Origin of the sequence: Chryseobacterium sp. GM_Chr_2, assembly GCF_026540445.1 — a bacterium.
GTDB lineage: Bacteria > Bacteroidota > Bacteroidia > Flavobacteriales > Weeksellaceae > Chryseobacterium.
On sequence record NZ_JALNUD010000001.1, the window covers coordinates 63,962 to 86,213 of the forward strand.

The following is a 22,252-nucleotide window of genomic DNA, read 5'->3' on the forward strand; positions in this document are numbered from 1 at the left end:
TAAGTTGAATTTTTTCAGAATTTGAGATTTACTTGCACTAAATAAATACTTTAGTGTACCAAAGCAAAAAAACTTAATAGTGCTTTTATTATTAGCACGTAACAAAATTAAGTTTGTATTAAAAATTAGCACCGGATACACTAAAGTATATGATCTTTAATTAATACAGTAGGACTAAATACCAAACTCTTTACGTATAATTTCAGCGCCTGCACTTAAAGCTTCAAGCTTACCTCTTGCTACCTTTCTGGATAACGGTGCCATCCCACAGTTGGTACTTGGGTAAAGATTTTCAACATCTACAAACTCAAGAGTTTTACGAAGGGTATCGGCTACTTCTTCGGGAGTTTCGATCGTGTTACTTGCCACATCAATTGCGCCCACCATTACTTTTTTCCCGCGAACGAGCTCAATTAAATTTAAAGGTACATTTGAGTTGTGGCATTCTAACGATACGATATCAATATTCGAATTTTTAATTTTAGGGAAAATTTCTTCGTATTGACGCCATTCTGAACCCAATGTCTTTTTCCAGTCGTTATTTGCTTTGATACCATAACCATAGCAAATATGTACCGCAGTTTCACATTTTAAACCTTCAACAGCTCTTTCTAATGCAGCCATTCCCCAATCATTTACTTCATCAAAAAACACATTAAACGCAGGTTCATCAAACTGAATAATATCAACGCCTGCATCCTGTAATTCTCTGGCTTCTTCGTTGAGAACTTTCGCAAATTCCCAAGCCAGTTTTTCCCGGCTCTTGTAATGGTCGTCATACAGCGTATCTACCATTGTCAGTGGGCCAGGCAATGCCCATTTGATAGGTTTATTCGTCTGCTTACGCAAAAATTTAGCATCCTCAACAAAAACAGGTTTTTGACGGGCAACTTCACCGACAACGATAGGAACACTCGCATCATAACGGTCACGAATTTTTACGATCTTACGATTTTCAAAATCTACCCCACTTAAATGCTCGATAAAAGTGGTTACGAAATGTTGGCGTGTCTGCTCACCGTCACTTATGATATCCACTCCTGCCAATTGCTGTTCCTGTAAAGAAATCCGCAAGGCATCCTGTTTTCCTTCAAGCAACTGATCGCCTTCTAATTTCCAGGGTGACCATAGTTTTTCAGGGGGTGCAAGCCAGGCAGGTTTGGGTAAGCTTCCCACAATTGAAGTAGGCAATAATATCTTCATAATCAAATAATTTTAATGTGTTGTATTAAGTTAAAGAGCGAAATTAGCAGACCATTCTTCCAAGATACTTTTGTAAGGCTGAATAAAATGCTTTTCTGTAAATTTACCTTGATCGATGGCCAACTGACTGCGCTCTTCCCGGTTGTAGACTATTTTTGTTAAAGAATAATCCTGATTTTTCAAACTAGGTTTATAGCACAGTCCTGCAACAGAATTGGCATTATAAATCTCAGGTCTGTAAATCTTTTGGAACGTTTCCATGGTACTGATGGTACTGATTAATTCAAGGTTTGTATAATCCGCCAGTAAATCGCCAAAGAAAAAAAACGTTAAAGGTGCAGCGCTGTTTTGTGGCATAAAGTAACGAACCTGCAAGCCCATTTTTTTGAAATACTGCTCTGTTAAAGACGAACTGTTGGGTTCGTATTCAAAGCCTAATATCGGGTGATGGTTTCCTGTGCGCTGATAGGTTTTATTATCAGATACGCTCAGGCATATAACAGGTAGCTTCGTAAAGCGATTTTTATAACTTTCTGAATGTACAAAATGTTTGAAGATATTACCGTGCAATTCACCAAAATGATCCGGAATGCTAAAGTTCTCTTTATCCTTATTATGCTCTAAAAGAAGTACGCTAAAATCGTAATCGCGTACGTAAGATGAAAAGTTATTTCCAACAATACCTTCAATACGTTTGCCTGTTTTATGATCGATAATATGTGTTTTTAAAATTTCAATCGACGGGAATGTTGCCCCGCTACCATCAATATCTATATCAACAGAAACAATTTCCAGCTCAACCGAATAGCGATCGTTATTCGGATTATCCCAGGCCGCCAACGCATTAAAACGATTATTAATCATATTAATGGTGTTGCGCAAGTTTTCCTGACGACTCTCCCCTCTTGCCAAGTTGGCAAAATTGGTTGTTGTTCTCGTACTTTCAGCTGGTATATAATCCTCATTGAAATAAATACTCTTCAGTGCGAATGTAAAATCAGTCTTAACGATATTCCGGGTGTCTTCCATATATTTATTTTCGTTTATTTTTAACTCTTCTGAAATGATCGCTTTCATTAAATTGAATGCAGTTATTTTTCCTTACAAATTTCAAAATAAAAGATGAATTAAACTGATTTAAACTAAAAATAAGGAAACTATTCTTTTAATATAATTATGAAAGAATATTATTCTATTTCAAAGGATAAAAATTAAATAAACAGAAAATTATTCTTTAAAATATCGATGATGATTGTTATTTTGAATAGATTAAAGCACTTTAAAAAGATAACTTCCTATAAAAATTGATCTTCCGTACTTATTTAAACAAAACAAAAATCGGATAGCATATAAAAACAAAAATCCCCACAGACCTCTGTCTATGGGGATTTTATATATTTTGCTAATTGTTATTAATCAATAACTATTTAACCTCTTCAAAATCTGCATCTTGTACATCTTCTGCTCCACCTGCATTTCCAGCATTCTGAGCTCCTGCGTTCGCACCTTCAGCACCTTGGCCAGCTGCGTATAATTCTTCTGAAGCTGCCATCCAAGCTGCATCTAAAGCTTCAGTTTTAGCTTTTACATCATCAGAATTTTTAGCTTCGAAAGCTGTTTTCAATTCTGCATGAGCTGCTTCAATTGCTGCTTTTTTGTCAGCAGAAAGTTTCTCTCCGAATTCTTTCAATTGTTTTTCAGTCTGGAAGATCAATCCGTCAGCTTTATTGAAGATTTCAACTTCTTCTTTTCTCTTAGCATCTGCTGCAGAGTTTTCCTGAGCTTCTTTTTTCATTCTTTCGATTTCTTCGTCAGAAAGACCTGAAGACGCCTGAATCTTGATAGACTGCTCTTTACCAGTACCTTTATCTTTAGCAGAAACACTTAGGATACCATTTGCATCGATATCGAAAGTAACTTCGATTTGAGGAACTCCTCTTGGCGCTGGTGGGATATCCTGAAGGTCGAATCTACCGATTTCTTTGTTATCGTTGAACATAGATCTTTCACCCTGTCCTACTCTGATGCTTACAGCAGGCTGGTTGTCAGAAGCTGTAGAGAATACTTCAGATTTCTTAGTTGGGATTGTAGTGTTTGCTTCAATTAATTTAGTGAAAACAGAACCCATAGTTTCGATACCTAAAGAAAGTGGAGTAACATCTAATAAAAGAACGTCTTTTACATCACCTGTTAATACGCCTCCTTGGATAGCTGCACCAATTGCTACAACCTCATCCGGGTTAACACCTTTTGAAGGTTTTTTACCGAAGAATTTTTCTACTTCTTCCTGAATGATCGGGATTCTTGTAGAACCACCTACCAAGATTACTTCGTCGATATCTGAAGTAGATAAACCTGCATCTTTCAATGCTTTAGCAACAGGCTCCATAGATCTTCTTACTAGATCTGCAGATAATTGCTCGAATTTAGCTTTAGTTAAAGTCTTCACTAAGTGTTTAGGACCTGTAGCTGTAGCTGTAATATATGGAAGGTTGATTTCAGTTTGTGGAGAAGAAGATAATTCGATTTTTGCTTTTTCAGCAGCTTCTTTTAATCTTTGTAATGCGATTGCATCAGATTTTAAGTCAACACCTTCTTCAGCTTTGAATTCGTCTGCCATCCAGTTAATGATAACATCATCAAAGTCATCACCTCCTAAGTGCGTATCTCCGTTTGTAGACAATACTTCAAATACACCATCACCTAAATCTAAGATAGAGATATCGAAAGTACCACCACCAAGGTCATACACAGCAATTTTTTGATCTTTATGAGACTTATCTAAACCATAAGCTAACGCAGCAGCAGTTGGTTCGTTGATAATTCTTTCTACTTTAAGACCCGCGATTTCACCCGCTTCTTTAGTAGCTTGTCTTTGTGCATCGTTGAAGTAGGCAGGAACAGTGATTACCGCTCTTGTAACTTCTTGTCCAAGATAATCTTCTGCCGTTTTCTTCATTTTCTGAAGCGTCATTGCAGAAATTTCCTGTGGAGTATATTCTCTATCGTCGATTTTTACTTTTACCGTATCATTTGGTCCAGATACTACTTTATAAGGTACTCTTGTGATTTCAGAAGCATCATCTTTAAAGTGAGTCCCGATAAATCTTTTGATAGAGTAAACAGTTTTTGTTGGATTCGTTACAGCCTGTCTTTTTGCAGGATCTCCTACTTTTCTTTCACCATCTTCTGTAAATGCTACAATAGAAGGAGTCGTTCTTTTTCCCTCTGCGTTAGGAATAACAACAGGGTCTTTACCCTCCATCACAGCAACACAAGAGTTGGTTGTTCCTAAGTCAATTCCAATTATTTTACTCATAATATTTATATTTTTTCTAATTTTTAAATTAATTTACATTCAGTATTTCTCAATATCTGTACCATTCATTTTTTTATGACAAATTGACATATAAAATAAAAAACCCCGATAAAATCGAGGTTTAAAAACACAAATACGAGAAATAAGATAACCTACTTCTTAATGAATTTCATAGACTTAACAAAATTTCGGTCATTGTACGTTCTGACATAGTACACGCCGTTTGGAAGATCTTTTATATCTATTTTGTCAGTTTCATTTTTAATAAATGCTTTTCTCACCAATCTCCCTTCCGAATTAAAGATTTCAACCTCATCAATTGCAGCTAAAGGAAAAGCGATAGAAATATAATGACTGGTAGGATTTGGGAAGATATTAATAGAATTCGCTTTTTCTACCTCGCCAACAGCCAATACAGCACAAGCATTGGAATTTAATAAACTTGCTCGTGGCCCAATCATCGTATTTTGAGTAATCGTTTTCTGATCGTTGGTAAAAAGAGCCATGTTTGCATCATCAACATAATCCATATAATTCATAAACATTGCTCCCGTAGGCACCGTTACACAAGTATATGTATTATCTGGGAATACAGGGCTGTTATAATAAGCATCAAACGTCGCCGGAGTGTCTGCACAGCCATCATCTGTTGTACAATTGCCGTCTCCCCAAGGGTGATCGAGACCGAAATAATGCCCAATTTCATGAGTTGCAGTTCTGCCTTTATTAAAAGGAGCTACTGCAGATCCAGTTGTCCCAAAATACTGGTATCCAATTGCTAAACCATCATAGTTTTCTCCGGCAGCATCTGGTAAATATGCCCAACCTAAAAGCCCATCAGGCAATTCACCTACCCAAATATTAAGATATTTTGTAGGATCCCAGGCAGACATTCCGTTGGATTCATAATAATCATTTTCAAAATCAAAGCTAGAGGCCACAGATTTTCTTTCAATTCCATTAGTGGGAGATCCATCTGGTTTTTTCGTTGCCATACAGAATGCTAGCTCTAAATCAGCCCCCATTGGCTGGAATACAGGAGGTACAACACTACTAAAATCAGAATTTTGTTTTCTGAAATCCTGATTCAAAACGGCAATCTGAGAAGCAATCTGAGCATCGGACACATTTTGATTAGGATTTTTATAAATAACGTGCACCACAACAGGAACTGTAACAACTGTTTGAGTAGATTTTTTCACATTATTTTTACTCGTGAGGAAATTTCTTAGATCTGCTTTTCTTGCAAGAGCCTGAGGATTTTTTTCAAAAAACGCTTTCATTTTTTGATCTGTTGAGCAGCTTCTTTGTGCATAGGTATTCACACCAAGAACACCCACTAATAAAAGTAAATATTTTTTCATCATTTATTGATTTATTGTATTTTTATGATTCAAATATAATTGATTTTTTACCATTTAAAATACCTTAAATGCAAATAAATCACCCGTATAAATTAATTATTTTGAATCATATAAAAATATTAATCAAACTTTAACTTTTTCATCGATTTTTAATAACTTTAGTCAATTACAATGGAAAATTAAAATTCATGCAATCACAAACGATTTAACATTATTAAAATTTAATTAAACCTTAACGTTAAAAAGTCCTGTAAGACGCGATGAATCATTATTTTTGATAAAATATAAACTAACGAATGTCATTACATTTTAATCCGCGAGATATTACCTGGCTTGCCTTTAACGAGAGGGTTTTGCAGGAGGCTATGGACGAAAAAGTTCCGTTGCATTTAAGAATCAGGTTTTTGGGAATATTTTCCAACAATTTAGATGAATTTTTCAGAGTGCGGGTTGCAGGATTAAAACGTGCGATGGATTTTAAGGAAAAAGTAATCGCGGAATCATTTTATCAGCCGCCTTCCAAGATCCTTCAGAAAATCAATGACATTGTAATCAGCCAGCAGCAGAATTTCGATAAAACCTGGAAAAAGATCCAGAGTGAAATGGCTGAGCATAAGGTTTATATTAAAACTTCAAAAAACTTAACGGCAAAACAGAAAGAGTTTGTAAGAACTTATTTTGATGAAGTGGTGGAATCTAATGTGATACCGATTTTACTTCACGAAAACACGCCAATGCCTTATTACAGAGACAAAAGTCTTTATTTGGGCGTGGCGATGAGGAAAAAAGACTGGCAATATTCCAGCAATTATGCGATTATTGAAATTCCGTCGCGTTTTGTGGGTCGATTTGTTTTGCTTCCAACCGAAGATCCTGAAGAGAAAAACGTGATGCTTCTGGAAGATGTGATTACTTTTAATCTTCCGCATATTTTTTCCTATTTTGGATATGATGAATTTTCAGCTAATGCTTTTAAAGTCACGAAAGATGCAGAAATGGATCTTGACAATGATATCAGAACCAATTTCGCAGAAAAAATTGAAAAAGGTTTAAAAAACCGAAGAAAAGGAAAACCGACGCGTTTCGTTTTCGATAAAGATATGGATAAAGCTTTGCTTGAATTGCTTATCCGAAAATTGAATTTAACCAAGAAAGACAGCATTATTCCGGGCGGAAAGATTCATAATTTCAAACATTTCATGGATTTTCCTGATGTTTTTGAAAAATATGAACGTCCTGTTGAAAGAACTTCTTTCACCCATCCGGCTTTTGAACATGGCGAAAGAGTAACTGATGTTATTTTAAAACACGATGTTTTGCTCACTTTTCCTTATCATAAGTACAATCCGGTGATTGATCTTCTTCGTGAAGCGGCGATGGATCCTGATGTAAAATCGATTCAAATTACAGCGTATCGTTTGGCAAGCAATTCAAAAATCAGCAATGCGTTGATCTATGCGGCGAGAAACGGTAAAGAAGTAACGGTGATGCTGGAACTTCAGGCAAGATTTGATGAAGAATCTAATTTGGAGTGGAAAGAAATGTTCGAGCCAGAAGGAATTACAGTTTTAATAGGACTTCCGGAGAAAAAAGTACATGCCAAATTGTGTATCATTAAAAAGAGAGCTCATAATAAAACCATACAGTATGGTTTTGTGAGTACCGGAAATTTTAATGAAAAAACTGCCCGTATTTATGGCGACCATTTGATTATGACTTCTGACCGAGGCATTATGGCAGACATTAATAAAGTCTTCAATGTATTAAAAAAACCGAAAGAAGATTACCTTCCCGTTTTGAAAACTTGTAAAAATTTATTAGTTTGCCCTCAATTCATGCGTGAAAAGATCGTTCACCACATCGATAAAGAGATTGAAGAAGCAAAAGCCGGAAGAAAAGCAGAGATGATTATCAAGGCTAATTCTGTAAGCGACAGGGCTTTGATCGAAAAATTGTACGAAGCAGCTATTGCCGGAGTGGTTGTAAAAATGATTGTGAGAGGAATTTACTGTGCCGTAAACCAAAAAGAGTTTAAGGAAAAAATAAAGGCCATTAGCATTGTTGACGAATACTTGGAACACGCGAGAGTGATGTATTTTTACAACAAAGGTTCTGAAGATATGTATATTTCTTCCGCCGACTGGATGACGAGAAATTTGGATTACAGAATTGAAGCAGCCGCCAAAATAACGGATAAAAATCTTAAAAAAGAACTGAAAGATATCTTAGATATTCAGCTTCGCGATAATGTAAAAGCCCGTATCTTAGATAAAAAACTGAGCAACGAATACATCAGCAACGACAAAGAAAAATGTCGCTCTCAAATTGAAACATACAAATATTTAAAAGGTAAAACGAAAGCAAAATGAAAATCGCAGCCATCGACATTGGGAGTAATGCAGCCAGACTTTTAATCAATGAAGTTAAAATAAATAACAAACAACCGGAATTTATTAAGCTTAATCTTTTAAGAATCCCTTTGAGGCTGGGTATGGACGTATTTACCCACGGAAAGATTGGTGAAGAAAGAGAAAAAATGGTGCTGGATTCTATGAAAATCTTTAGTGATCTGATGAAAATCTATAAAGTAGACCATTACAGAGCCTGTGCTACGAGTGCGATGCGCGATGCTTCCAACGGAAAAAGCATTATTGAAGACGTAAAGAAAACCTCAGGAATTGAAATTGAAATTATTTCCGGAGACGAAGAGGCAACTTTAGTATTTGAAAATCATGTTGCAGAAGGGCTTGATAAAGAATTTGCCTATTTGTATGTAGATGTTGGCGGTGGTTCTACCGAGCTTACTTTCTACGAAAACGGTAAAATGAAATATGAAAAATCTTTTAATATCGGGACTATTCGATTGCTTAATAATTTGGTAACTCCGAATAACTGGCAGGAAATGAAAGAGGAAATCAGAAAAAATATCAACAGTAAGAAACCGATTTTGGCTATTGGTTCAGGCGGAAATATCAACAAAGTTTTCTCCATGAGCAAGACCAAAGACGGAAAGCCGATGTCGCTTACTCACCTGAAAAAAGTGTATAAAGAATTCGACCATCTTTCTGTAGATGAGAGAATGACAAAATATAATATGCGTGAAGACCGAGCTGATGTTTTGGTTCATGCATTGAAAATTTTCAACAACGTGATGTCATGGTCAGAAATCAACCGAATTTTTGTTCCGAAAATCTCTGTTGCTGACGGATTGATTCATAATATTTACAGCAAATTACAGGATAAAAAGTAATTTCACAATATAGAAAATTGAGAAAGCCGGTCGTTTTGATCGGTTTTTCTTTTTTTAGAAGCTATTTCCAGCTCTCCGCACTCGCTATTTTTTATTTTGGGGGTTCGGCGCGGCAGCTTCGCTGCCGCGCCGAACCCCCAAAATAAAAAATGGGCTCAAACAAATGCTGCGATCTGGGCTAGGAGTACTATCGTTTTTCAAGATTTGTCAATAAAATCAAAGCAAACCTCATTTATCAAATTGATAAGATTACTGTCTCAAAAATTTTATTTTTTTGTTGCAACTCTACAAATCAAAAGAATTACCCCAATCTAACTTATTGATTTTTAAAATCATAATATTCAAAAGATTGCTTTGTCGCTTCGCTCCTCGCAATGACATAAAAAAATGTATAATTTTTGCTACCACATAAAGTAAAAGGTAAAGCTTAAACGTCAACGAGATTAACAACTATAAAGAAATGGACTCAATCAAAGTAATTCTCACAGGTGCAACAGGAATGGTAGGTGAAGGTGTTTTATTAGAATGTCTTGAAAATCCGAATGTTTCAGAAATTTTAAGTGTCGGCAGAAAACCTTCAGGAAAAAAGCACGCCAAATTAAAAGAATATATCGTTTCTGATTTTTTGAAAATTGATCTTTTAGATGAAAATCTGAAAGGTTACGATGCCGTTTTCTTTTGCGCCGGAATCAGCAGTGTAGGATTGAATGAGGAAGATTATACCAGAATCACTTACTACACCACATTGCATTTCGCCAAAGCAGTTCTCAACCAAAATCCGGATATCGTTTTCAATTATGTTTCCGGAGCAAGTACCGATAAAACAGAAAGCGGAAAACTGATGTGGGCAAGAGTAAAAGGAAAAACCGAAAACACGTTGAGAAAGCTTGGTTTTAGAAGCGAATACAATTTCCGTCCGGGATTTATGAAACCCGTTGAAGGTCAGGAAAATGTAAAATGGTTCTTCAAACCAATTATTTGGATTTTTCCACGTATATTACCTTCAAAATCATTAACTTTACACGAAGTCGGGAAAGCGATGATCAACGCAGTGCAAAAGGGCTACCCTACCTCAACTTTAGAAATTAAGGACATCAAAAATTTAGCGATATGAGAGAAATGTTAAAGAGAATTGTTCTGGTAGTTTTCATTTTATTGGTCTTGACTGCAATTTCAGGATTTTTTTACATGCAAAAACATCCTCTGGAAAATTCTTCCAATCAAATCTATTTAGCACATCCGGATAAATAAAACAGTACATTCAATTTTATTATAGCCAATATTTCTACAGTTGGCTGATTTGTCGTTTCTTTAATTTTCTATTTTCTTCTTTCGAAATTTAATTTCATCAAAACTTTCAAAAATTACATTATTATTAAGAATTAATTAAAATTCGCTTAAAATGTTTACAAAATAGAAAGTTCATTTTTGCATAAATTTAATATAACGTAAAAATGACTAATAACTACCTTTTGAAAGGTTCGGTGATTGCCGCGATGTTCCTTCAGGGAGCAGCTTTCGGGCAATCAAGCCTTATTCATTACTGGAATTTTAATAACAATGCTTCTGCAACCGCGATGATGACGCCAACATCAACTTTGGTAAACGGTTCTATGACAGCCGTAACCAGCGGAACAACAGAAGTAGATTTCGCAAACGGAACGGGGCAAAACTTCAGCACGGAAAATTTAAATGTAAGAAACGGAGATGCTGCCGGAACGCATTTGCGATACAACTTCCCTATTAACGGGAATTTGCAGTTCAATTTACCAACTACAGGATTCAATAATGTGGTGGTAAAATTTTCGACAAGAAGATCGGGTTCGGGGGCAGGAACACAAACGTGGTCTTACTCTTTGGATGGAACAACTTTTCAGACCTATCAAACAGTAAATCCGCAAGATGCTAATCCGCAATTGATTACATTTGATTTTTCAAATATTGCAGGCGTTTCCAACAATCCTAATTTCAAACTTAAAGTTGAATTTTCCGCAGGAGCAAATAACGGAACTGTAGGAAATAACCGTTTTGACAATTTTACCGTAGACGCAACAGCAGTTGGAGGTATCGACACTACTCCACCAACGGTTGCTTATCTTCCCACAAACAACACAAATAATGCTTTAACGACTGTAAATCCTACCATTACTTTCAACGAAAATGTAAGATTAGCCGACAATTCTACGATCAACGATTCTAATGCACAAACGCTTGTAGATTTCCGTCTTGGAAATGCTTCAGGTACACAAATTCCCTTCACAACAACTTTTTCTAACAATAAAATCACGGTTATTCCAACCTCAGGTTTAATTCCGAACCAGACGTATTATCTGGCTTTAAAACCAAATGTGGTGGAAGATTTCAGTGATAACGCAGTAACAACAGCAACTTCAACCGTATTTACAACTGCCGGAACTTCTATTTCTTTGGATAAAAACTTTATCAAAGTCAATGAAAATGCAGGAACATTGGCATTTAAAATTAATGTAACCAATCCTTCCACAGCATCGGTAAATTTGGTGGCAAAACCAGCTCCTTTCAGCACGGCAGACCATAATGATTTCACTTTTACCAGTCAAACAATTAATATTGTTCCGGGAACGACAAGTTATACGGTAAATATTCCTATTATTGATGATGCATTAGCAGAACAAGAAGCAGAATATTTTGTACTAACCCTTGAAAATCCTACCGGAGCAACTATTTCAGGAGATAGCAATTCAACGGTTTATATTATTGATAATGATAAAGCTGCTCCTGTTCCATCACACCAAATTCAGTTAAATTATATCGGAAGTTTTGATCCTTCTGGAAACAACAGCAGCTCTACGGAAATAGTGGTTCACGATCCTACCACGCAGAGATTATTTACCATCAGTTCTCTGACGGATGTTTTTGATGTAATCAATTTCAGTAATCCGAGTACTCCGACCGTCATCAATACCGTAAATATGGCTCCGTATGGCGGAATTACAAGTATTGCTGTGAAAAACGGAATTATTGCGGCAGCTTCTCCAAATACGAACCCTCAGCAGAATGGTTCGGTAGTTTTCTTTGATATTAACGGAAATTTCCTGAAACAGGTTACAGTTGGTGCTTTACCGGATATGGTTTCTTTCTCACCAGACGGAACAAAAGTTTTAACCGCCAATGAAGGTGAACCAAATGACGCTTACACCATCGATCCTGAAGGAACTATCAGCATTATTGATATTTCGGGAGGAATTAACAATCTAACTCAAAATAATGTTACTACACTTAATTTCAATGCGTTTGATTCTCAGGTGGCAGCATTAACACCGACAGGTTTAAGAAAAGTAAGAACCAATAATACACTTTCTCAAGATTTAGAACCTGAATATATTACGATAAGTGCAGACAGCCAAAAGGCTTGGATCACACTTCAGGAAAATAATGCGATTGCTGAGGTTAATTTAACTTCAAAAACGATTACCGGAATTTGGGGATTAGGTAAAAAAGATATGAGCCTTCCAGGAAACGGTTTTGATGCTTCGGACAATAATGGTGAAATTTTAATCGCGAACTGGCCTGTAAAAGCTTATTATATTCCTGATGCGGTTCAGAATTATAAAGTGGGAAACACAAACTATATTGTAACGGCAAACGAAGGTGATGAAAAAGATCTTTCAGGATTTATTGAGAGAACTACGGTTGGAGCCAATGATTATACTTTAGATCCGGCACTTTTCCCGCAATCATCGATCTTAAAAGCTTCGCATAATTTAGGAAGATTCAGAGTTTCTAATGCCACAGGAAATACGGATGGAGATAATGAATTTGAAGAAATTGCAGCGTTGGGTGCCCGTTCGTTCTCGATTTTCAATGCTGATACCAAGCAAATCGTTTATGATAGCGGCGATCAGTTTGAACGATATATTGCAGCTAATTATCCGTCGATCTTTAATGCTGATAATGAATCAAACACAACTAAAAGCAGAAGCCGTGCAAAAGGCCCAGAGCCGGAAGGGGTAACTTTAGGAACAATTAATGGGCAAACTTACGCTTTCATCACTATTGAAAGAACCGGAGGTGTAATGGTTTATAATATAACAGATCCGAACAATCCTACTTTCACGGATTACAAAAACTCTCGTATGACTTCGGCATATGGAGGTGATAATGGCCCGGAAGGAATCATCTACATTGCTCCTGAAAATACTACAACAGGCAAAGGATATGTGGTAATTGCTAACGAAATCAGCGGAACCTTGTCGATGTACGAAGTAGCCACTCCAAGTTTGGCAACCGGAGAAGTGAAAACAGAAAAATCGACCTTCAACGTATTCCCAAATCCGGTATCAAAAGGAAGTACGTTATATTTCAACAGAGTTCAGGATTATGAATTGTATGATATGTCTGGAAAACTGATTGAGAAACAAAAAGATGCTTTAACAATAGATACTTTAAGGCTTTCTACAGGTGTTTACCTTGTGAAAACATCCGAAGGACAGCTAAAAAGAGTAATTGTAAAGTAGAATATATTATTTAGTTGATGTAAAGCTCTGATTAAACTCGGAGCTTTTTTTATTATTGAACATTTTAATATAGCAAAATTAAACGCAATACTTGCTGAATCTATCAATATTACCAAATACAAGGAAAATCTTATCATCGCCTTAACCGTGTCTCTCGGTATAGCAATACCATGTACAATATTAACATTATAAGGAGACTTAGATAAGTATAACAGGGGAAGCCTTTTCTGACGTAAACAATAGGACAGATATTCCCTCAATGCATCTCATCATAAATCCTCACCAGATCTACCACATTTTTCACTTGCAATTTTTCAAAAATTTTCTTTTTATAAGTACTTATGGTAGAAGTTTTTAAGTCTAAACAATTCGAAATTTCAATATTTCCGTGACCTTCTGCTAAAAGTTTGAAGATCTGAAATTCTCTTTTAGAAAGTTTTTCAACCGTATTATTATCTTTTGAAGTAAGCAATTTATTCATCATTTTGGAAGGATAATAGAAGCCTTCTTCAAAAATTGCCATAATTCCCTTTAAAATTTCAACTTCATTGGCACTTTTATTCATATAACCTTCTACACCTTCTTCTATGTACTGAATCCCTACATTTTCATCATAGGTGGAAAAAATCAGGATTTTAATATTCTTCTGCCTCTTTTTAAGATCTTTTACCATCGATTTAAAAATACTTCCCGGAATATCTGTATCAAGAATTATAAGATCATATTTTTCAGAAGAAATCTTCTCTTTCGTTTCAGAATAATTTTCAGCGAAATCGATTTTACACGGAAACTGTAGCTTAGTCTCCAACAACACTGCCGTACCCGCCCTTACCACATACAGACCGTCAGCAATGAGTATATTTTTCATAGTTTTAGTTTTTTTAATAATAGTTTCCATAAAACCCATACATCTATTTTACAGAAGTTAGTTTATCCTCTAAATTATTATCACAATGCAATACAACATATAGACCAATACCACATTTTTTCTTAAAAAATTCTTTATTTAAAGCACTTTCCGCGATTTTCATCAAAACTTTAAACAAAAAAATTCTGCCCTTACTTTCTTCTCAAAGTCGGGTAACTTGCCATAAAAAACATTGAACATTAAAAGGAACGACAACGCAACCTCAATAGTATATTTTAAAACCTCATATTGCGTTGTAAATAAATTTTTTACAAAAATAACACTAATAAATCTCATGCAATCATAGAATTATTTCTATATGCAGGTAATAATTTTTCTAAACTTTTTTCCCGTTTAAAAGCAAAAAAAAACAGGTCTTGAAAACCTATTTAATATTGGAATTGAAAACCATAAAAAAAGACAGGCCGAAACCTGTCTCAAAAAAATATATATTGTTATTTTTTATTCCACGCTTATTACTTTTTCTATTTCCGGCGCATGTTGTTTGATTGTATTTTCAACACCTAATTTCAATGTTGATACATTCAGTGAGCAACCAGAACAGTTTCCTAAAAGTTTTACATAAACCAAGTTATCCTTCACATCAATAAGCTCAATATCACCACCATCTTTATTCAAAAACGGTCGGATGCTTTCCAGAGCTTCCATCACTCTTGTTACTGTATCTTCGTGTGTTATGTTTGTTTCCATATTTTTTCAGTTCAATTCGGTTTTTTCAAGATTTGAAAAATATTTATTTTGCTTTTGGCGAGCAACCCGCCATTGTAGAAATTTTCACTGCTTCAGTCGGAGGAAGATTTTTATTTCTTTCTACCAAGCTTTCCACCATTTTACGGGCAGTTTCTGTGTAGATCTCCGCGATTTTAGAACCATCCTGCAAAGCGGCCGGTCTTCCAACATCTCCCGCTTCTCTGATACTTTGAATTAACGGAATCTCTCCCAATACCGGAATTCCAAGATCATCTGCTAAATATTGCGCTCCTTGGTTTCCAAAGATATAATATTTATTTTCAGGTAATTCTTCCGGTGTAAAATACGCCATATTTTCCACTAATCCAAGAACCGGAATGTTAATACTTTCCATCTGGAACATCGCAATCCCTTTTCTTACGTCTGCCAAAGCTACGTGTTGAGGGGTACTTACAATCACCGCTCCCGTTACAGGAACTTCCTGAATAATTGATAAGTGAATATCTCCCGTTCCCGGAGGAAGGTCGATCAATAAGAAATCTAATTCTCCCCAAGCTGCATCTCTAATCATTTGGTTCAGCGCTTTTGAAGCCATTGGGCCTCTCCAAACTACCGCCTGATTGGCTCCTGAGAAATATCCTATTGAAAGCATTTTTACGCCATAATTTTCAACAGGTTTCATTAAACTTTTACCGTTTACTTCTACAGAAATTGGCTTTTCACCTTCTGTATCGAACATCGTAGGAACTGAAGGACCATAAATATCTGCATCCAATAAACCTACTTTGAAACCCATTTTTGCCAACGTTACCGCCATGTTTGCAGAAACCGTAGACTTACCAACACCTCCTTTTCCAGAAGCAATGGCAATAATATTTTGAATCCCAGGAATTTGTTTTCCTTTGATCTGACTTTGCTGAATTTCGCTAGGTTCCGGAGAAACGATTTTTAATTTTAAAACAATTTCATCTCCGAATTCACTTGCAAAAGCCTGCTTCATGGCTGCCTCAAGCTTTTTTTTCTCGTGCATTGCCGGTGAATGCGCAGTCATATCAATATATACATCGTTGCCCATAACCTGAAAATTGCTTACCAAGTCATCAACTTCTATCTCTTTAAGGAAATTTTGTACCTTTTCTTTCGTCAACATAAACTAAATAAATTGTTTACAAATTTACGTAATTTTTACCTATTTAGAATAAGTAAACGCAATGATAGATATTTTCTTTTGTGAATCCAAATTTTAGTGTATTTTAGGGGAATTTAATTTTTTACATGATGAAAAAAATATTAGTTGTTCTTTTAGGAATTGTTGCCCATAATTTATTTTCACAAAATTATTCGCAATATGTAAATCCTTTTATAGGAACTGGCGGGCACGGACACACGTTTCCCGGAGCCATTGTTCCTTTCGGAATGGTACAGCTTTCACCCGATACAAGAATCGATGGAAGTTGGGACGGTTGCAGCGGTTATCATTACTCAGATTCTGTGATCTACGGATTTTCTCACACGCACCTTAACGGAACGGGAGTTTCGGATTATGGAGACATCATGCTGATGCCAACAATGGGAAATCCAAGTTTGGACAGCAAAGACTATTCTTCTAAATTCTCACACAAAAACGAAAAAGCAACGGCTGGATTTTATTCGGTTAAGCTAGATAAAAACAATATCGATGTAAAACTGACCACAACCAAAAGAGTCGGTTATCACGAATATACGTTCAATAATGCCGGAAATGCTAATATTATTTTAGACCTCAACCACAGAGATAAATTGCTTGAAGGTGAAGTTAAAATTATTGATGATAAAACCATTGAAGTTTTCAGAAGAAGTGAGGCTTGGGCAACCAATCAGTATATTTATGCAAGAATTGAGTTTTCAAAGCCATTAAAAATTTCCAAAAAACTGGTAAACGGTAAAGACGAAAAAAATCTTTTAACCGGAACGAAATTAGCATTAGCCCTTTCAACAACCGTAAAAAAAGGAGAAAAGATCAGCGTAAAAGTTGCGATTTCCCCGACAGGTTATGAAGGTGCCGGAAAAAATATGCTGGCTGAAGGTAAGTCTAATAATTTTGCTGAAATTCAAAAACAGGCGGTTGCTGATTGGGACAAAGAATTATCGAAAATTGAAGTTAAGTCTTCCGATAAAGATAAACTTACAGTTTTCTATACGGCAATGTACCATGTTTTCACGCAACCGAACATCAATATGGATGCTGACGGAAAATACAGAGGTCGCGACAATAAATTCTATATGGCGAGAGGTTTCGACTATTACTCGGTTTTCTCGCTTTGGGATACTTTCAGAGGTGCACATCCTTTAATGTCTTTAATCGACAGAAAAAGAACGTCCGATTTCATCAATACTTTCATTAAACAATACGAACAGGGCGGAAAACTTCCGGTTTGGGAACTGGCTTCCAACGAAACTGAATGTATGATCGGTTACCACGCTGTTTCTGTGATTGCAGACGCGATGGCAAAAGGAATTACTGGTTTCGATTATGAAAAAGCATTTCAGGCTTCAAAAAACTCCGCAATGTTAGATATTTTTGGGTTGAATGCGTACAAACAGAATAATTTTATCGCTATTGATGATGAACACGAAAGTGTTTCTAAAACCGTAGAATACGCTTACGATGACTGGTGTATTGCTCAAATGGCGAAAATTTTAGGCAAAAAAGAAGATTACCAGTATTTCATGAAACGTTCTCAAAACTGGAAAAATTTATACAATCCAAAGAACGGATTTATGCAGCCTAGAAAAAACGGAAACTGGCTTGAACCGTTTGACCCAAGAGAAGTAAACAACAATTATACAGAAGGAAATTCTTGGCATTACTCCTACTCTGTTCAGCAGGATATTCCGGGATTAATTGCAGCGCACGGGGGAAAAGAAAAATTCGAACAATTTATTGATGCTATTTTTGCAGCTCCAGATAAAACTACGGGAAGAGAACAGGTGGATATCACAGGTTTGATGGGACAATATGCGCAAGGAAACGAACCGAGTCACCACATCGCTTATCTTTATAATTATGTTGGCAAGCCGGAAAAAACAGATGCTAAAATAAAGTATATTCTTGATAATTTCTATAAAAACACTCCTGATGGATTGATCGGAAATGAAGATTGCGGACAAATGAGTGCGTGGTATATTTTGAGCACGATGGGAATTTATTCCGTTACGCCGGGATTGCCTGAATGGCAAACGACAAAGCCTTATTTTGATGAAGTGAAAATTCATCTGGAAGACGGAACAACGAAAATCATCACAAAAAATACAGGCAAAGAAGAGCTTAGAAAATTAGGTTTTGAGAATGCAAAATCGTTCAAAGATTATAAATATGATGAATTAACGGCAACGCCTGTTATTGCCGCCGACAGAATTTTTGACATCAATACAAAAGTAGCCATCACTCCATTGAATCCGAATGATAAAATTTATTATATGACGATGGATGAAGGTGATGCGAATGTTAGAAAAACATTTAAGCAATATAAAGAACCTTTCACCATTACAAAAACAACTCAGGTTTCTGCGTATGCTGAAAGAAGTGGCGAGAAAAGTTCAATTGCAACCGCTAATTTCTACAGAAGACCTAACCATTGGAGCATTGATGTGAAACCTACCGCTTATCCTCAATATACAGCGGGCGGAAAATTGGCTTTAATTGACGGAATCAACGGTGCTGTAAACTGGAGAAAAGGCGAATGGGTTGGCTACTGGGGACAGGATTTCGAAGCCGTGATTGATATGCAGTCACCTCAGCAAATCACGAAATTATCTTCTACTTATCTTCAGGACAGCAAAGCATGGATTTTAATGCCTAAAAAAGTGGAATATTATGTTTCAATGAACGGAAAAGATTTTATCCTGATGAAAACAGTCGATAATACAGTTGATCCAAAAGATGAGACAGTACAAATCAAAGATTTCGCTGCAGAAATTTTACCAACTGAAGCAAGATACGTAAAAGTAAAAGCCTATTTCTTCGGAAAACTTCCGGAATGGCATCAGGGTGCCGGCGGAGATGCGTATATCTTTGTGGATGAAATTTCTATTAAATAAATTAATCTTTTAGATTTAAATACCAAAAACGACTGCCATTTCCGACAGTCGTTTTTGGTATTTTAATTTTTATCATTTACGAAATTTTCCCAAAGCTTTTTTACAAAAAACCCCTCACGAAACTCGCAAGGGATTTGGTGGCAACATCATTTAGCATCAACATTTTTTTCTGCATTGTAAATGACATCACCGGGTATTGTTGTTTTAAAAATAAGCACTTTTTAGTCCAGATAACGTTTTTTAAACCATGTATCCAGAATATTCATACTAATATTCAGCATGTGATAATTTTCGCGGATTGCTACATTTTTCTGAACGCCATGAATTCCGTAGCCGTAACCGAGATTCAGAACCACTTTATTTAATGGAATCCCGACCCCAACAGTGGCTTCCAGTTTATCGATTTCAACCTTATTTATTTTATAATATCCGGTATCATAATTTAATCCGAAACGATAAATAAACGTTTCCGAAAGCTTTTCGGTACGTCTTCTTTCAGGAAGAATTTCAACTCCCAAACCGTAAGTTTTCTGTCTGTAATATTGTTCTGAAGTCTCGGTATTTTTTACTTTATCCCAATTGCTTTGGGTAAAATCGAAGGTAAGACGGTATCTTTCTTTCGCTAAAATTCCAAATCCGAACCCCATCTCAAAAGGCAAAGAAGAATCTTTTGACGAAAGATTGGTGGTAATACTATTCGTATAATCCTGATTTTCGGTGTAAGAAACCTCTCTTTTGGAAACCAATTTGCTTCCAAAATTCACAATTCCTCCTAAAGTCAATTGAAAATTATCGCTAAAATCTTTCTTAAACTGCGTTCCCAAATTATAACTAAAACCCGTATATCTTATATTTCTGCTGATTTCTACTTCAGAATTTGTAGTAATGGTCTCTTTACGAATAATTTTTCCGAAATTGTTTTTCACTTTTCCGCCAACACTCCAGTTATCATTAATTTTATAGGCTAAACTTACGCCCCAGTTCGACAGTCCGCCACTTCCTTCGTATGTTACGGGATATTCAGTCGCGGTGCCTTCGATCGGAATGGTAGACGAAATCTTATAGTCTGACGAAGTAGACGGCTGTATATTCATCCCGACAAATAATTTTTTTGAAACCCTCAACGCCGCACTAAAATTTGTAAAATTAGCATTGAATCTATTGTCTTTTCCTAAATTGCTCGAAATCGTATTGTACTTCCCTATTCCACTGATATTGAAAACTACATTTTTTGAAGAAATAGCCGTCATGGATGCCGCATTTTTAGAATTGATATAATCCGGAGCTTCCAACGCGATTCCTGTATTTCCCAAGGAGATATTTCTGGCATCATCAACATTATTAAACATTCCGACCCCGAAATAGGAATAAGGCGAAGAGTTTTGAGCATACAATCCGGAAGTAAAAACTCCTGAAAACAATAAGCCGATTACAATTTTATTTTTTCTGTTCATAAATTTTTTCTGCATTAATATCCTAAAATGTAAACCTTAAGTTTTGCCGGATTTGTTTTGTTTTTTGAATCTCCAATCACCGCTTTTCCTGAAAGAACATCGCTGTAGGAAGAAGGGTAAATCAATGTATTATAATTTGAATTGGCTGTTTCCGTTAAAATAGTATTGAAATAGCTCGACATAGAAAAGCTGTACGTATGCTCATTCTGGAACTCGCTGCTATTGGATAAACTTGCTGTAATTTCTGTACTTCCATCTGATGTATAAGTGCTTACCACATGGTTCAGCTTATCGCCCATATAATAATACAACGGACTCGGATTATAAAACTGGTTAGAATAATATCCCGCCACAGGGCTCACGGTAAGCGTTGCATCAATGATTTTATAATTATCGTATAAATTTTTAATAGTTTTCAGATAGGGAATTTCCACTTTGGTGTACACTCCTATTCCCGCCATCATATAAGCTTTGTTATCTAAGCTTGTTGAAAGTATCGGATTTTTAGGAGTCAGCCCCGCCAGATCAGAACCCGTAAAATCACTTTGTACTTTATTATATTGATACGTCGAACTTGGGTTGAGGTCTAAAGTATATTTCACCAACTCAGTTCCGTTTTGCGACGTGGTGTGATAATACATTCTCACGATATTCGAGACCTTTTCTTTGGTGCTTTTATTAATCTGAACCTGATAAGACGAATTAATTCCGAATCTCAGCATTGCATTATTGTCAGATGAAGGAACGAGCGCCAGACCTTTATAAAAATTCAGGAAATATTCCTGAGTGGTGACGTCGCTGTTTTTTAATGTATTGAAAAGTGTTTGTCCGTAAGATTGATCTAATTTCACCTTAACAAAACTGCTGTCTGTATTCGGTCTTGGATAAAACTCTGCACTTCCGATGGAGTTTGATGCATAATTAAAATTACTTTTATTATAAAGATAACCACCATTCAACCTGATTCTGTCGGTTAAAGGATGAACCTCCAATTTATATGTTTTCAATGTATCTCCGTAATAAAAATCTGTATTGGTAAGATACATCACAATAGAATCGAAAACCGCGCTGGTAGGAGAATTCAAGGCATAAGCTTCTGGTGTAAGTTCAAAAAGCGAAGACGAATTTACCTTCCCAAAAGTCTGATCTTTTATATTTCCTATCATCATCACATTTTTTCCTGAAGTCACCACAGAATCCATCATAATGGTAGACATTTTCATAGTCAGCGTATCGATCATTACAATTTTTGACTGCGCATCCATCCACGTGCTTCCCACTTCATACGTATTGGTTTCATCTTCGCAGGAAAACAAAAACATCATTGAAATACATAATAAAAGGTATTTATACATCTTTTTTCCGCAAACATATAATGAAGATGCTATTGAGATAAAATTTATTCTCCCTTTTATCCATAGTTGTAGACCATAGCAAGATTTGCTTAGATAAATGATGATTTCAAAAC

15 protein-coding genes are annotated in these 22,252 nt (G+C 35.9%); 6 read left to right on the plus strand and 9 right to left on the minus strand.

Translation table 11 applies throughout. The annotated features are described in order from the left end of the window. Nucleotides 1–174: 174 nt before the first annotated feature. The 4 genes from OXQ85_RS00355 to OXQ85_RS00370 form a co-directional block, all read right to left on the minus strand. Entirely contained in the window at nucleotides 175–1,203 is a 1,029-nt protein-coding gene (locus OXQ85_RS00355; RefSeq protein ID WP_267401604.1) for a methionine synthase, read from the minus strand. Between the two features lie 30 nt (nucleotides 1,204–1,233). Then, nucleotides 1,234–2,232: a DUF1852 domain-containing protein gene (locus OXQ85_RS00360; RefSeq protein ID WP_346659698.1), complete on the minus strand. Its 999-nt coding sequence runs from the start codon at nucleotides 2,230–2,232 to the stop codon at nucleotides 1,234–1,236. Nucleotides 2,233–2,626: 394 nt separating this feature from the next. Next, the gene (dnaK, locus tag OXQ85_RS00365; protein ID WP_267401608.1) at nucleotides 2,627–4,522 is read right to left on the minus strand and encodes a molecular chaperone DnaK; all 1,896 of its coding nucleotides are present in this window, start codon (nucleotides 4,520–4,522) and stop codon (nucleotides 2,627–2,629) included. Nucleotides 4,523–4,674: 152 nt separating this feature from the next. After that, entirely contained in the window at nucleotides 4,675–5,886 is a 1,212-nt protein-coding gene (locus OXQ85_RS00370) for a M43 family zinc metalloprotease (RefSeq protein ID WP_267401611.1), read from the minus strand. Between the two features lie 296 nt (nucleotides 5,887–6,182). Here OXQ85_RS00370 and ppk1 point away from each other — a divergent pair, with 296 nt between their 5' ends. The 5 genes from ppk1 to OXQ85_RS00395 all read left to right on the plus strand — a co-directional run bounded on the left by ppk1 (nucleotide 6,183) and on the right by OXQ85_RS00395 (nucleotide 13,632). Then, entirely contained in the window at nucleotides 6,183–8,255 is a 2,073-nt protein-coding gene (gene ppk1, locus OXQ85_RS00375; RefSeq protein ID WP_267401613.1) for a polyphosphate kinase 1, read from the plus strand. Continuing rightward, nucleotides 8,252–9,136, plus strand: a complete 885-nt coding sequence (locus tag OXQ85_RS00380) for an exopolyphosphatase (RefSeq protein WP_267401615.1) — start codon at nucleotides 8,252–8,254, stop codon at nucleotides 9,134–9,136. The genes ppk1 and OXQ85_RS00380 overlap by 4 nt, the downstream gene beginning before the upstream one ends. Before the next feature lie 460 nt (nucleotides 9,137–9,596). Further along, nucleotides 9,597–10,250, plus strand: a complete 654-nt coding sequence (locus tag OXQ85_RS00385) for an NAD-dependent epimerase/dehydratase family protein (RefSeq protein WP_267401617.1) — start codon at nucleotides 9,597–9,599, stop codon at nucleotides 10,248–10,250. Continuing rightward, nucleotides 10,247–10,387: a hypothetical protein gene (locus OXQ85_RS00390; protein WP_267401618.1), complete on the plus strand. Its 141-nt coding sequence runs from the start codon at nucleotides 10,247–10,249 to the stop codon at nucleotides 10,385–10,387. The genes OXQ85_RS00385 and OXQ85_RS00390 overlap by 4 nt, the downstream gene beginning before the upstream one ends. A 203-nt stretch (nucleotides 10,388–10,590) precedes the next feature. Continuing rightward, complete coding sequence (locus OXQ85_RS00395) at nucleotides 10,591–13,632, plus strand: choice-of-anchor I family protein (RefSeq protein ID WP_267401619.1); 3,042 nt, start codon at nucleotides 10,591–10,593, stop codon at nucleotides 13,630–13,632. A gap of 256 nt (nucleotides 13,633–13,888) precedes the next feature. Here the strand turns inward: OXQ85_RS00395 and OXQ85_RS00400 are convergent, their stop codons facing one another. The 3 genes from OXQ85_RS00400 to OXQ85_RS00410 form a co-directional block, all read right to left on the minus strand. Beyond that, nucleotides 13,889–14,500: a response regulator transcription factor gene (locus tag OXQ85_RS00400; RefSeq protein ID WP_267401621.1), complete on the minus strand. Its 612-nt coding sequence runs from the start codon at nucleotides 14,498–14,500 to the stop codon at nucleotides 13,889–13,891. Between the two features lie 501 nt (nucleotides 14,501–15,001). Further along, nucleotides 15,002–15,250: a NifU family protein gene (locus tag OXQ85_RS00405; protein WP_267401623.1), complete on the minus strand. Its 249-nt coding sequence runs from the start codon at nucleotides 15,248–15,250 to the stop codon at nucleotides 15,002–15,004. A gap of 43 nt (nucleotides 15,251–15,293) precedes the next feature. After that, nucleotides 15,294–16,400: an Mrp/NBP35 family ATP-binding protein gene (locus tag OXQ85_RS00410; protein WP_267401625.1), complete on the minus strand. Its 1,107-nt coding sequence runs from the start codon at nucleotides 16,398–16,400 to the stop codon at nucleotides 15,294–15,296. A gap of 128 nt (nucleotides 16,401–16,528) precedes the next feature. On the opposite strand from OXQ85_RS00410, the gene OXQ85_RS00415 reads away from it, so the two are divergent. Beyond that, complete coding sequence (locus tag OXQ85_RS00415; protein ID WP_267401627.1) at nucleotides 16,529–19,330, plus strand: GH92 family glycosyl hydrolase; 2,802 nt, start codon at nucleotides 16,529–16,531, stop codon at nucleotides 19,328–19,330. A 221-nt stretch (nucleotides 19,331–19,551) separates the two neighbouring features. On the opposite strand, the gene OXQ85_RS00420 is transcribed toward OXQ85_RS00415, so the two are convergent. Then, on the minus strand, nucleotides 19,552–20,784 hold the full coding sequence (locus OXQ85_RS00420) for a hypothetical protein (protein ID WP_267401629.1): 1,233 nt from the start codon (nucleotides 20,782–20,784) through the stop codon (nucleotides 19,552–19,554). Nucleotides 20,785–20,798: 14 nt separating this feature from the next. Continuing rightward, complete coding sequence (locus OXQ85_RS00425) at nucleotides 20,799–22,139, minus strand: DUF4270 family protein (protein WP_267401631.1); 1,341 nt, start codon at nucleotides 22,137–22,139, stop codon at nucleotides 20,799–20,801. Between the last annotated feature and the right edge of the window lie 113 nt (nucleotides 22,140–22,252).

What these genes read in the sequence shown, in the direction of transcription:
- OXQ85_RS00355 (WP_267401604.1), bottom strand. Translation starts at nt 1,203, where the DNA reads ATGAAGATATTATTGCCTACTTCAATTGTGGGAAGCTTACCCAAACCT.
- OXQ85_RS00360 (WP_346659698.1), bottom strand. Translation starts at nt 2,232, where the DNA reads ATGGAAGACACCCGGAATATCGTTAAGACTGATTTTACATTCGCACTG.
- dnaK (WP_267401608.1), bottom strand. Translation starts at nt 4,522, where the DNA reads ATGAGTAAAATAATTGGAATTGACTTAGGAACAACCAACTCTTGTGTT.
- OXQ85_RS00370 (WP_267401611.1), bottom strand. Translation starts at nt 5,886, where the DNA reads ATGAAAAAATATTTACTTTTATTAGTGGGTGTTCTTGGTGTGAATACC.
- ppk1 (WP_267401613.1), top strand. Translation starts at nt 6,183, where the DNA reads ATGTCATTACATTTTAATCCGCGAGATATTACCTGGCTTGCCTTTAAC.
- OXQ85_RS00380 (WP_267401615.1), top strand. Translation starts at nt 8,252, where the DNA reads ATGAAAATCGCAGCCATCGACATTGGGAGTAATGCAGCCAGACTTTTA.
- OXQ85_RS00385 (WP_267401617.1), top strand. Translation starts at nt 9,597, where the DNA reads ATGGACTCAATCAAAGTAATTCTCACAGGTGCAACAGGAATGGTAGGT.
- OXQ85_RS00390 (WP_267401618.1), top strand. Translation starts at nt 10,247, where the DNA reads ATGAGAGAAATGTTAAAGAGAATTGTTCTGGTAGTTTTCATTTTATTG.
- OXQ85_RS00395 (WP_267401619.1), top strand. Translation starts at nt 10,591, where the DNA reads ATGACTAATAACTACCTTTTGAAAGGTTCGGTGATTGCCGCGATGTTC.
- OXQ85_RS00400 (WP_267401621.1), bottom strand. Translation starts at nt 14,500, where the DNA reads ATGAAAAATATACTCATTGCTGACGGTCTGTATGTGGTAAGGGCGGGT.
- OXQ85_RS00405 (WP_267401623.1), bottom strand. Translation starts at nt 15,250, where the DNA reads ATGGAAACAAACATAACACACGAAGATACAGTAACAAGAGTGATGGAA.
- OXQ85_RS00410 (WP_267401625.1), bottom strand. Translation starts at nt 16,400, where the DNA reads ATGTTGACGAAAGAAAAGGTACAAAATTTCCTTAAAGAGATAGAAGTT.
- OXQ85_RS00415 (WP_267401627.1), top strand. Translation starts at nt 16,529, where the DNA reads ATGAAAAAAATATTAGTTGTTCTTTTAGGAATTGTTGCCCATAATTTA.
- OXQ85_RS00420 (WP_267401629.1), bottom strand. Translation starts at nt 20,784, where the DNA reads ATGAACAGAAAAAATAAAATTGTAATCGGCTTATTGTTTTCAGGAGTT.
- OXQ85_RS00425 (WP_267401631.1), bottom strand. Translation starts at nt 22,139, where the DNA reads ATGTATAAATACCTTTTATTATGTATTTCAATGATGTTTTTGTTTTCC.